Genomic DNA, 12181 nt, shown 5'->3' on the forward strand with positions numbered 1-12181 from the left:
AAAAAACTAATAATAGACAGGTACCGTCGATGAAAACTTCTACTCATGGCTTCAGCGCCTGCGGTTTCGTTTCACCTCTTGCGCCTTGCATGCCTCACCTGGACCGCCTCGCGCCTCGATTTGCAGGGTCATCCACGCACCGAATCTTCTTTTCTGCTCGGCCCCAAGCACGCACTCAAAACCCTCGCCAGCGCTGTGTGCATCGAGTGCAACAGCATCTGGTTTGCTGCTTGCCGGGTGCGCTGATTGTTCGGCTGCCAGCGGTATTTGAAGGCCTCGTATAAAAAAGTCGCTACCCAATTCACTACAACAACAAGAATTTGGAGACAGACCGCTCATGAATATCAAGCTTGGTTTTACCTCGCTGACACTGGCGATGATGCTCAGCAGTAACGCCGCCGTGGCCGCGGATCTAAAGATCGGCGTGGCCATGTCGCAATTCGACGACACCTGGTTGACCTACATGCGCCAGGACATGGGCGACAAAGCCAAAGCCATGGGCGGCGTCGATTTGCAGTTCGTCGACGGTCGCGGCGATGTGAACAAACAGATCGATCAGGTCAGCGAGCTGATCGGCAAAAAAGTCGACGCTCTGATCGTCAACCCTGTCGACACCGCCGCCACCGCTCAAATCACCAAGGCTGCTGTCGCCGCCAAAATCCCGTTGGTTTATGTCAACCGCCGTCCCGATGACCTGAAACTGCCCGCAGGTGTTGCCACCGTCACCTCCGACGATGAAGAAGCCGGCAGGCTGCAGATGCAATACCTGGCCGACAAGATGGACGGCAAAGGCAGCATCGTGATTCTGCTGGGCGACCTGTCGAACAACTCGACGCAAAACCGTACCAAGGGTGTGAAGGCGATCATCGCCAAATACCCCGGAATCAAGGTCGATCAAGAGCAGAGCGGCGCCTGGGGGCGGCAAAAAGGCATGGACATCACCAACGACTGGCTGACCCAGGGCCGCGACTTCAGCGCGGTGGTGTCCAACAACGACGAAATGGCCATCGGCGCCGCAATGGCACTCAAACAGGCCGGCAAGAAACAGGGCGCTGTGTTGGTCGCGGGGGTTGACGGCACGCCCGATGGCCTTAACGCAATCAAGAAAGGCCAGTTGACTGTCTCGGTGTTTCAGGACGCCAAGGGGCAGGCCGAGGGTGCCATTGATGCCGCCGTGAAGATGGCGAAAAACGAAAAGCTGGAAACCCAGGCGATTGTGATTCCTTATCGTCTGATCACGCCTGAGAACGTCGACACCTTCAAATAACACGACCTTCAGGTCATAACAGACGTGTCCGGGGAGGCCTGCGCAGCAATCCTCCCCGCCGAGGAGCCAGTGATCATGTTCGTTTCAGCTACCGCTTCGACCAGCGCCAGAACCGATACCGCCTGCGATGCTGCCGTGCTGAGCGCCGAATCGCCTTACCTGCTGGAAATCCTCAACGTCAGTAAAGGGTTTCCCGGCGTCGTCGCGCTGGACAACGTACAACTGCGCCTACGATCTGGCAGCGTGCTGGCGTTGATGGGCGAGAATGGCGCGGGTAAATCGACGCTGATGAAGATCATTGCCGGTATTTACTCGCCCGATGCTGGCGAGATTCGCCTGCGTGGCAAGCCGGTTACTTTCGACACGCCGTTATCGGCCCTACAATCGGGCATTGCCATGATCCATCAGGAATTGAACCTGATGCCGCACATGAGCATCGCCGAGAACATCTGGATCGGTCGTGAACAGCTCAACAGCTTTCACATGGTCGATCATCGGGAAATGTACCGCTGCACTGCCGCGCTGCTTGAGCGCCTGCGTATCAACCTCGATCCGCAGGAATTGGTCGGTAACTTGAGCATCGCCGAGCGGCAGATGGTCGAGATCGCCAAGGCAGTATCCTACGACTCCGACGTCTTGATCATGGACGAGCCCACGTCGGCGATCACTGAAACCGAAGTCGCGCACCTGTTCTCGATCATTGCCGATCTGCGCTCGCAGGGTAAGGGCATTATCTACATCACCCACAAAATGAAGGAAGTGTTCAGCATCGCCGACGAAGTGGCGGTGTTTCGCGATGGCGCTTACATCGGCTTGCAGCGCGCCGACAGCATGGACGGCGACAGTCTGATTTCGATGATGGTCGGACGTGAGTTGACGCAATTATTCCCGGAGCGGGAAACCCCGATTGGCAAGCTGCTGTTATCGGTGCGCGATCTGTCGCTGAGCGGTGTGTTTGAGGGGGTGTCGTTTGATCTGCACGCCGGGGAAATTCTTGGCATTGCCGGTTTGATGGGGTCGGGCCGAACCAATGTCGCCGAAACCCTTTTCGGCATCACTCCCAGCACGCGTGGCGAGATTGAGTTGGACGGCACGCCGATCCGTGTCGGCGATCCGCATTTTGCCATCGAAAAGGGCTTTGCGCTGTTGACCGAGGATCGCAAGCTCAGCGGGCTGTTCCCATGCCTGTCGGTACTGGAAAACATGGAGATGGCCGTGCTGCGCCATTACGCCGGCAGCGGCTTCGTGCAACAAAAAGCCCTGCGCGTGCTGTGCGAAGACATGTGCAAGAAGCTGCGCGTCAAGACACCTTCGCTGGAGCAGTGCATCGACACGCTGTCTGGCGGTAATCAGCAGAAGGCCTTGCTCGCACGCTGGCTGATGACCAAACCAAGGATATTGATTCTCGATGAGCCAACGCGGGGTATCGATGTCGGCGCCAAGGCCGAAATCTATCGGTTGATTGCCTTTCTTGCCAGCGAAGGCATGGCCGTAATCATGATTTCCTCGGAGCTGCCTGAAGTGCTGGGTATGAGCGATCGAGTGTTGGTGATGCATGAAGGCGAACTGATGGGCACCCTGGACCGTGCCGAAGCGACGCAGGAGCGAGTGATGCACTTGGCGTCGGGCCATTGTGTCCATCGAGATCCCGTTCATTGAAGTCCACTGACGCGCTGTCTACCCAAGGGCAGTTTGCTGGCACACACCCGACAAGAATAAGAGGCACGCATGAAAATGAACGTGATTCTGGACAACAAACCTGCCATGGCACCGGCCAGGCAGAAACGCCGTTTGCCCACTGAGCTGAGTATCTTTCTGGTCCTGATTGGCATCGGTCTGATCTTCGAGGTGTTCGGTTGGATCGTTCGCGATCAGAGTTTTCTGATGAACTCCCAGCGTCTGGTGCTGATGATCTTGCAGGTGTCGATTATTGGCCTGCTGGCCATCGGCGTGACTCAGGTGATCATCACCACCGGTATCGACTTGTCGTCGGGGTCGGTGCTTGCGCTGTCGGCGATGATTGCGGCAAGCCTTGCACAATCTTCGGATTACACGCGAGCGGTGTTCCCCTCGTTGACCGACTTGCCGGTGTGGATTCCGGTCATCGTAGGGCTTGGGGTCGGATTGCTGGCCGGTGCAATCAACGGCAGCATTATCGCTGTGACCGGAATCCCTCCGTTCATCGCCACCTTGGGCATGATGGTCTCGGCCCGTGGCCTGGCGCGGTTTTATACCGAAGGCCAGCCAGTGAGCATGCTTAACGACTCCTACACCGCCATTGGCCAAGGCGCGATGCCGGTGATCATCTTTTTGGTCGTGGCGGTGATCTTTCACATCGCGCTGCGCTACACCAAATACGGTAAATACACCTACGCCATCGGCGGCAACATGCAGGCGGCGCGCACGTCCGGGATCAACGTCAAGCGTCACCTGGTGATTGTCTACAGCATCGCCGGTTTGTTGGCGGGCTTGGCGGGTGTGGTAGCTTCAGCGCGTGCGGCGACAGGGCAGGCGGGGATGGGCATGTCGTATGAGCTGGATGCCATTGCGGCGGCAGTTATTGGCGGAACCAGCCTGGCGGGCGGCGTGGGGCGTATCACTGGGACGGTGATTGGGGCATTGATCCTGGGCGTAATGGCCAGTGGGTTTACTTTTGTCGGTGTCGACGCGTATGTTCAGGACATCATCAAAGGGTTGATCATCGTGGTAGCGGTGGTGATCGACCAATACCGTAACAAGCGCAAACGCAAGCGCTGAGTGGATGATGTGCAGATAAAAGGGCCTTGGCAGGCCCTTTTGTTTTGCCAGGGGGTTGAACCGACGCGGGGGTGCCGAGTCAGAGTCTGTCCTCGGGATTGAGTCCGCGATTTTATTGGATTTGGGTACGGTCCAGCGTAGGCGCTGCCAAGGGCTGAGAACTATGTCAAAACCCTGCTGGGTGAAAGACGGTTCGTAGTCTTCGGCAATTGTGCAGGCTACAGAGACAGGTTTTACTCAATGCCTACGGGCTTTTGGGGGCTTGTTGAGCGAATCTCGTTCAATTATGTTGCCGAGTAGTGAACCCGGCCTTAGACTGCCGCCCCTCGTAAATTGAGTGCCAGGTGGCGCTTGGAGACTATGGCGCTTTTACGGCTACGCTGAGCCGCTCCTTTAATTCGCCTTAATGCACGTTTTTTTTATAGAGAAATCAATGACCAAGGAAAAGTTGCTGGCGATGCCGGCCGATGATTACATGAACGCCGAGCAGCACGCTTTCTTCGTCGAGCTGTTGCAATCCATGAAGCTGGAAATCCACGCGCGCATCGAGCAGAGCCGTATCGCTATCGAAAGCCTGGACTCTCCGGCCGATCCGGCCGATGCCGCTTCTGTTGAAGAAGAGCGTCACTGGTTGGTGAACGTGATTGACCGCGACCAGCGGATGCTGCCGCAACTGGAAATGGCGCTTTCCCGTATTGCCGATGATACGTTTGGCTGGTGTGACGACAGCGGCGAGGCAATTGGCCTCAAACGCTTGCTGATCAGCCCGACCACCAAATATTGCATCGAAGCGCAGGAACGGCACGAACAGATCGACCGTCACCAGCGTCAGGCTTGATTCTACGCATCGCTCAAGTGCCCGGTCCTCGGGCATTCAGCGAATATCGACGGTGATAACCCGTCATCCTCCCGCCGGATACCTGTCCTGCGGGGGATCGCTTGTCGTCCAGACGCCGCGCTGTCGCGTAGCAAACACTGGATCTTGTTGGAGCTGGGCTTGTCCCGCGACCGGCGGGGACCCGTCGTAAAACCCGCGCATGCGGTGTGACAGGCTGGCCGCGCACACGGGTTTACTGCCGCTGCGCGCCAGGTCGCGGGACAAGCTGCGCTCCTTCATTGCGTTCTGGCCTCGCGCCAACAGGTTATTTATCGCCTGTTAAATCAATGACCTATCTTTTTTTTGACAGGGAAAGCGTGTTTTTACACCTATCCTGATGTCCTTCTGATTGCTGTTTCCCCCCGACCCCCCCTCCAATTTCCAATCGACTACCACCAACAACTCATGGCGGATGGCCGCTATCTGACGTTTAATACAGACAAAATAATGATAAGCAGGGTGGGGCACAGGAAATGGCTGCTAATGGACGTTACACAGGCACACGCTCGCAAATAACGGCATCGCTCGCCGAACCGCTTCCTGAGTTGGGTGTGGCTGCGTCTTTCTTGAGTGGGTGGACGCCATTTTTGCAAAGTCTTGCGCTCTGTATCCTGTTCGCCGCTGTGGCTTGGGGCGGCTTCTCTGTTTATCTCTGTTGTGCGCTGGCGCTGCTGTCGATCTGGCTCCCGCGTGTACTGCGCGCGCGGTCTGTTTCGCTGCCGATTGAGGCGCAGGACAGCGCGATCAGCCAACTGACTCGCGATCTTTCCTACACCACCAGTCACAACGCGTTGTCGGCAGCCGGCGTGGCATTTTCGGTCAAACAACTGGCGAGCCGCTTGCAGTCTCAGGTGGATGCTGCCGAACAGATTGTCAGCAGCGCCGACATCATGATCACAACTGAGCGGGCGACCTCGCAGCTCAGTCAGCAAGCCCTGAATGCCGCCAGCGATGCGCGCCAAAGCAGCGATGCGGGGCTGCACGTGCTAAACGAATCGATTAGCCGAATGCATCAGCTTAGCCAGCGTGCCGAAGGCAGCCGACAATTGATCGAAGCCCTGAGCCAGCGCAGTGAAGAAATACAGCGTGTGACGTCGGTCATTCAATCGATCGCCAGCCAGACCAACCTGTTGGCTCTTAATGCCGCTATCGAAGCCGCCCGTGCCGGTGAGCATGGGCGGGGTTTTGCGGTGGTCGCCGACGAGGTTCGCGGGCTGGCGCGGCGCACTGCGACCGCCACCCAGGAAGTTGGCGAAATGGTGGCCGATATTCAACAACGTACCGTTCAAGTGGTCGAGCAGATTCGTCAGTTGTCCAGTGATCTGGACACCGGCGTCGAGCAGGTGGAGTTGACCGGGCGGCATTTAGTCAACATCGCGCAGTTGGCCGCCGGTGTCGAAACCCAGGTCGGCGAAATCGCAGTCGGTGCGCAGACCAATCAACAACAACTGAGCAGCCTTTTCGTGGCTGTCGAACAGATGCGCAGCGACTTGGCCATTAGTGATGACCGAACCCGCCAGTTGGCGCAGTCTGCGGTACAGATGGAAAGACAAGCAGAGACCATTAGCGAACGTTTGGCAGAAGTGGGGCTGGATAATTACCACCAACGCATCTATGACCTGGCGCGGGAGGGCGCTAGCCAAATCGCTGGTAGATTTCAGGAAGACATCGCGCAGGGGCGCGTCAGCCTCGATGACCTTTTTGATCGCAGCTACCAATTGATCGCCAATACCTCGCCGAGCAAATACCAGACCCGTTTTGACCGTTACACCGATCAGGTTCTGCCCGCGATCCAGGAGCCTTTGCTGCAGCGCCACGAAGGATTGGTGTTCGCGATTGCCTGCACGCCGCAAGGCTACGTGCCGACGCACAACAAAGCGTTCAGCTTACCGTTGACGGGCGATACCGCGATAGACACGGTGCAAAACCGCACCAAGCGTAAGTTCGACGATCGCACCGGGGTCCGTTGCGGCAGTCATCAGCAGGCAGTGCTGCTGCAGACCTACACCCGCGACACGGGTGAACTGATGCACGATCTGTCGGTGCCAATCATGGTCAATGGACGGCATTGGGGTGGTTTACGCCTGGGTTACAAACCTGAAGTTGAAGGGACAACAAGCGGGCGTTGAGACACTCGATGACGAGGTGCTTTTTTAATGATGATCAGAAGAAATTAGTTTGAGCTTGAATGTTTGGTTTTTTTGTTTTTTTATTTTCTGGAAGGGCGGAGATAAAGTAATTTACCCTATTTGTGTAAGGCATCACGATAAATGGATGTTTATATAGTCGTCAATACTTGTGGGATTTGTCTGAAGCGTAGATTGTTGGGTTGACGTCAGGCTGGCAATAAGCAAGCTGTATTGAATGAAAGTGAATGTTATTTAACATTCTTTATTTAATACAACTTGTAAGGCGCCCACACTATGATGAATTTACGCAACACGTACGTTAAGTCGGATGTCTCCCACAGTGGTTCACTGGCGGTGACACTGCGCCTTGGGGTGTTTTTCGATGGCACCGGAAATAATCGCATTAACAGCCAGATCGGCGCAGATTGCCGCGCCATGGCCGAGACTTATCACAATGCGCATATCAAAGAGTGCGGAGGTCGGCACTCGGACCCCAGCAGCAGTTACAGCAATGACTTGACCAACATTGCCCTGTTGGCTGGCCTTTATAAAAATCAACCTGTCGCAAAAAATGTCGGAGAAGGGCTAAAAGCCTATCACTCCATTTATGTCAGTGGGATTGGCACTACTTCAGGCGGTCGTGATTCTTTTTTATCGGGGCAGGGTTTTGGCCGTGGTCATACAGGGGTTATCGCTAAAGTTGCCAGAAGCGTAAAAAAGATTTCCGCTGTGTTGCGTGCATTTGCTTCGCACAATCCAGGCTGCCGGATTGCAGCATTGGAACTTGATTTGTTTGGTTTTAGTCGTGGTGCTGCCGCCGCTCGTCATTTGGCCAATGAAGTGCTCAAGCAAAGCGATGGATTACTAGAAGGCGTCATTGATCGGACTACGTTGCCGTTGAGTGAGCAATTTACCTGGGCCAATGGCTGCATCACCGTGAAGGTGATCGGGCTGTTCGACACGGTGGCGGCGATGGGGGGCATTTCCGATATGGGAAATGTCAGTGATTCAATCAATAAACGGGTCAATTTGTTCCTTCCTCCAGGCTGTGTACAGGAAGTGATTCATTTGGTCGCGGGGGACGAGCAGCGGCGTAATTTTTCCCTGAACAGCATCAGTCCCGGATGGTCCAGGGAAATTGTAGTGCCGGGTACACATTCGGATATCGGGGGTGGCTATCAGCCGCAAAGCTACGAGAAAGTGCTGCTGACTCGACCCCGGCGTAGTCTGGTGAGCCTGCGCACGCTCAGTGAGTCCACCGATGCCTGGCGCGAGACCCAGGCTGAACTCAATAGCATGGACTCTTTGCAATGGTTGGATCCGCGCGACCCTGGTGCGTGTCTGCGGGTGGAGTGCTGGGAGATGCACAGCCAGTCAACCCGGGGCATGAAAGAGGTGTGGGCGGCGGTGGCGCTGGAGCGCGTGGTGTTTGGGCATTTATCGAGGGTGTACTTGCGCCTGATGCATGCCCTGACGACCGAACAAGGGGTGCCTTTTGAACCCATTCCCGATTCTGCGTTTTTAAGTCTCCCGCCGGAGTTGCGTAACATCACGCAAAAGGTGATAGAGCAAGGCCGGGCAGGGCATATCGCGCTGACCGAGCATGAAACACGTGTGCTGTCGCGTCGCTATATTCATCGATCGGCGCACTGGAACGGACTGACTGGAAAAGCTAGCCTGTTAGGCGATTGTTTATTTGTTCATGCGCCGGGCACTGAAGGGCGCATGAGATTTCCTAATTGCGGACAGCCGGGCTACCCGCACTGAGTCATCAATGACAACGGTGGCGTGGACCTTTAATCGACTTTGTGCAGAAGCACATTTAACTCATCCACCACCTCTGCCCATTCGGCATCAAGCAGCAGCTCGCTCTTGAGAAATTTTTGCTGCGGGGGTGTCCAGAAGTCGGCTTCGGACACTTTGACATCATCAGGGAGTGGCCCGTGTTGAGCGACAAAAGCGTTAATGCTTGCCTGATCTGAGTTGAGGCCGAGTTGTTCGAACAACGTTTTAAGTGTTGGGGTGGTGAGTTCCATGTCATCTCCTTGCCGGGCTTGACGCCCGCACTGGCGTTTACGGTATGTTCAGCCCTGTGTTACATGGGAGTCGGCGGGCATGCAAGAGTTCTATGCAGTGCAGCCTTTGGCCAATAGTCGTACACGCAGGGCATCGGGCGCTGTGACAGCGTCCCCGCTCCGTCGTGCAGCACAAATTCGAGCCATAACGCACCAAAGGTATATATCGCGTATAGACTGCGAGCCGGTAGAATCCGCATCGTGCCAGCGCTCGGCACTCAGGGCGCATCGTTTGATCGCTATTCTTGTTGCCTGGCGGCATGGCCGGGCGGGTTTATTTCAGGTTGGGAGTTTGTACATTGGCAGTAAGTAATCTGGATACCCATGCGTTATTTGTACTCGGTGATCTGCGCGCAAAGCTGGTAAAACAGTTCCAGGCCCGTTTCGTCTATGTCCTTGAGCAGTCCGCCGAAGGCATTTACATGTCGGAAATCGACACCGACAGCGCGTTAGTGGTCGATGACAAGCCGCGTCTGGAGCTCAAGGTTGGCGATCATTTTCGCGCGGCCGTGCTGCCCAGCAGAGAAGGCGGAAAGTTCGAATTGAAGTTTCGCGAGATAAAAATGACGGTTTATGGCCTGGGCGAATACGCGTATGTCACGACGCCAGAAGGCCACGGCATTGTGTTCAAGGAGTCGCAGACCATCTTCATGGTGTTCGCCGCCAACGAACAGATTGTCAGCGGTCTGAGCAAAGTGCTGAAAAGCGCAGCCGCCAAAGCCGCCAAGTGGCGCAAAGGTGAGTTGGTGTTCAAGCCTAGCGAGTGATCACTCTGGGCGATCAGGGGGCTGACGTTATTTTCACTCACCGAAAACAAATCTGTCCCCGGCCTACAAGGCCCTACAGGATTACGCTGTTCCCGCAACAAGGCTCAGAAGCTAGTTTCCCTCGCGCTGCCCGTCGCTTACTTCCGGTGGGACGTCATCGCCTGCCATGCGCTTGCGAAACAGTCCGGTCCGCGCCAGCAGCAAGGTGGTCACCGGAACCGTGATCGCCAGCAGTATTGGAATCAGCCAGGCGTGTACCACGGGGCTTGATTTGAGCGCCGAGAAATACACGATTGAAGCCAGCGCCCCGCACCAGGCGCCGAGGGTCGAGGCCAGCGCAGGAGGGTGCATGCGCTGGAAAAAATCCTTCATCCGCAGCAGCCCGACGGCTCCGGTCAAGGCGAACAGGCTGCTGAGCACCAGCAATACGGCGGTCAGCACTTCGGCCCAGAAGGGCAAAGCCTGTAGCGAACTCATTCGATCACCTCGCCACGCAGGAGAAACTTGGCCAGCGCGAATGAACCGACAAAACCGAACAGTGCAATCAATAGCGCCGCTTCGAAATAGGTGTCACTGGCATAACGAATTCCCAGCACCAGCATCGTCAGCATGGCCAGGATGTACAGATAGTCCAGTGCCAATACCCGATCCTGCGCCGAGGGCCCTTTGAACAGGCGGATCAGTGTCAGGACCATGGCGAGGGCGAAGATGAACAGGCTGAACAGGATCGCGTTGGAAAGCAGGGCGCTCATTGGAAAATCTCCATCAGCGGACGTTCGTAGGCGGACTTGAAGTGCGCGATGAAGGCCGCTTCGTTGTCCAGGTCAAATACGTGCATCAGCAGCACACTGCGATCCAGCGCCAATTCCGACCAGACTGTACCCGGTACCACAGTGGTGATCATCGCCAGTGCTGCCAGGCCATTGGCGTTGTGCAGGTCAAGCGGGACTTTGACGAACGCCGAGCGCGGGGGTTTATGTCCTCCCCGCCAGACGCCCCAGGCCACTGCCAGGTTGGAGATGACAACGTCGCGCCCCACCAGCAAAAACAGCTTGAGCGCCACCCCTGGCTTGCGCATTCGAACGGGCAGCGGTCGCAATGGCGCGAACATCAGCGGCGCGACAAAACCCAAGAGCGCGCCGAGCAGCAGGTGGCCGGGGCTGAGCGACAGATTGAGCACCAGCCATAGCGCCCAAAGCGACAGTGTCAGTAACGGGGCAGGGAACAGCCGCTTCATGGCAGCACCTGCGGTGTGACACTGGTCGGGCCCGGTAGGGTCTTGGTTGCCATTACCGACAACACATACTGTTGAGGGTCATGCAGCGCGGCGGCGGTGTCCTGGGTGTAATGCAGCAACGCCTGCGCCTTGAAGGTCAGCACTACGCACAGCCCCAGCAAGATCACGATAGGCAGGCACTCGTAACGCCTTAGCAAAGGCGATGGACGCTCCAGAGGCGTCCAGAATCTTTGAATGCCAATGCGCGTGAACGACAGCAGTGAAGCCAGTCCGGAAAAAATCAACAAGGCAATCAGCGCCCAACTGACCGTGCCGATGGCTTCATCCTGAGCGACATCCAGCCCCAGAGGATTAAGCAACGCGCTGATCAGTGTCAGCTTGCCCAGGAACCCGGACAATGGCGGCATACCGATGACCAGCAGCGCACAGACGATGAAACTCAAGCCCAGGAAGGCCATGGTCCAGGGAATGACCTGGCCGACAACGGCTTTTTGCTCGTCGTCCAGATTAGTACCCGGCATCGGGTGCAGCGCCTCCAGCGGCTTGGGCAACTGACCGGCGTCGTCCTCCAGCGGGATCTCGTTGGCTGATCGTGAACGTTCGATCAGCTCAGCCAGCAGGAACAGCGCGCTCAGGGCCAGTGTCGAGCTGACCAGATAAAACAATGCACCGGCGGTCAGGCTCGTCTGGGCAAAACCAATCGCCGACAGCAGTATCCCGGCCGACACCAGAATGCTCAGGCTGGCAATACGCTCCAGGCGTTGGGCGGCAATAACCGACACCGCAGCCACCAACAGCGTCGCCATCCCGCCGTAAATCAGCCAGTCCCCGCCAAAAAACGCCGAGGCACCCGCCTGCCCGGAAAACAGCAGGGTCCACAGGCGCAGCAAGGTGTAGGCACCCACCTTGGTCATGATCGCGAAGATCGCCGCCACGGGCGCGCTTGCTGCTGAATAGGCAGGCACCAGCCAGAAGTTCAGCGGCCACATGCCGGCTTTGGCCAGAAAGGCGACTGCCAGAATCGCCGCACCAGCGTGCAGCAGTCCCAGGTCCTTCTCGGCGATCAGCGGGA

At 56.7% G+C, this 12181-nt stretch carries 12 protein-coding genes; 7 read left to right on the forward strand and 5 right to left on the reverse strand.

What is annotated here, in order from left to right; translation table 11 throughout:
* The first annotated feature begins 337 nt into the window (after positions 1 to 337).
* The 6 genes from VGC62_RS17520 (at position 338) to VGC62_RS17545 (ending at position 8797) form a co-directional block, all read left to right on the forward strand.
* Entirely contained in the window at positions 338 to 1267 is a 930-nt protein-coding gene (locus tag VGC62_RS17520) for a sugar ABC transporter substrate-binding protein (RefSeq protein WP_331188341.1), read from the forward strand.
* Positions 1268 to 1342: 75 nt separating this feature from the next.
* Complete coding sequence (locus VGC62_RS17525; RefSeq protein ID WP_331188342.1) at positions 1343 to 2926, forward strand: sugar ABC transporter ATP-binding protein; 1584 nt, start codon at positions 1343 to 1345, stop codon at positions 2924 to 2926.
* 75 nt (positions 2927 to 3001) lie between these two features.
* Positions 3002 to 4024, forward strand: coding sequence for an ABC transporter permease (locus VGC62_RS17530; RefSeq protein ID WP_331188352.1), 1023 nt, complete (start codon positions 3002 to 3004; stop codon positions 4022 to 4024).
* A 433-nt stretch (positions 4025 to 4457) separates the two neighbouring features.
* Complete coding sequence (locus VGC62_RS17535; protein WP_331188343.1) at positions 4458 to 4862, forward strand: TraR/DksA family transcriptional regulator; 405 nt, start codon at positions 4458 to 4460, stop codon at positions 4860 to 4862.
* 929 nt (positions 4863 to 5791) lie between these two features.
* Positions 5792 to 7030 carry a methyl-accepting chemotaxis protein gene (locus VGC62_RS17540; RefSeq protein WP_414705819.1) on the forward strand — a complete coding sequence of 413 codons (1239 nt, stop codon included), beginning with the start codon at positions 5792 to 5794 and terminating at the stop codon, positions 7028 to 7030.
* A 294-nt stretch (positions 7031 to 7324) separates the two neighbouring features.
* Positions 7325 to 8797, forward strand: a complete 1473-nt coding sequence (locus tag VGC62_RS17545) for a DUF2235 domain-containing protein (protein ID WP_331188345.1) — start codon at positions 7325 to 7327, stop codon at positions 8795 to 8797.
* Between the two features lie 29 nt (positions 8798 to 8826).
* On the opposite strand, the gene VGC62_RS17550 is transcribed toward VGC62_RS17545, so the two are convergent.
* Positions 8827 to 9066, reverse strand: coding sequence for a DUF2789 domain-containing protein (locus VGC62_RS17550; RefSeq protein ID WP_331188346.1), 240 nt, complete (start codon positions 9064 to 9066; stop codon positions 8827 to 8829).
* 338 nt (positions 9067 to 9404) lie between these two features.
* Between VGC62_RS17550 and VGC62_RS17555 the strand changes: the two genes are divergently transcribed.
* On the forward strand, positions 9405 to 9872 hold the full coding sequence (locus tag VGC62_RS17555) for a hypothetical protein (protein WP_331188347.1): 468 nt from the start codon (positions 9405 to 9407) through the stop codon (positions 9870 to 9872).
* A gap of 111 nt (positions 9873 to 9983) precedes the next feature.
* On the opposite strand, the gene VGC62_RS17560 is transcribed toward VGC62_RS17555, so the two are convergent.
* From VGC62_RS17560 to VGC62_RS17575, 4 genes are all read right to left on the reverse strand, one after another.
* Positions 9984 to 10349 (reverse strand): Na+/H+ antiporter subunit G, encoded by a 366-nt coding sequence (locus VGC62_RS17560; RefSeq protein WP_331188348.1) that lies wholly within the window; start codon positions 10347 to 10349, stop codon positions 9984 to 9986.
* The gene (locus VGC62_RS17565) at positions 10346 to 10624 is read right to left on the reverse strand and encodes a K+/H+ antiporter subunit F (protein ID WP_331188349.1); all 279 of its coding nucleotides are present in this window, start codon (positions 10622 to 10624) and stop codon (positions 10346 to 10348) included. The genes VGC62_RS17560 and VGC62_RS17565 overlap by 4 nt, the downstream gene beginning before the upstream one ends.
* Positions 10621 to 11109, reverse strand: coding sequence for a Na+/H+ antiporter subunit E (locus tag VGC62_RS17570; RefSeq protein ID WP_331188350.1), 489 nt, complete (start codon positions 11107 to 11109; stop codon positions 10621 to 10623). Before VGC62_RS17570 ends, VGC62_RS17565 begins: the two co-directional genes overlap by 4 nt.
* The coding region (locus VGC62_RS17575) for a proton-conducting transporter membrane subunit (RefSeq protein ID WP_331188351.1) at positions 11106 to 12181 on the reverse strand (1076 nt) is incomplete at its 5' end. The genes VGC62_RS17570 and VGC62_RS17575, both read right to left, overlap by 4 nt.

This window comes from Pseudomonas sp., from assembly GCF_036404235.1.
Classification (GTDB): domain Bacteria; phylum Pseudomonadota; class Gammaproteobacteria; order Pseudomonadales; family Pseudomonadaceae; genus Aquipseudomonas.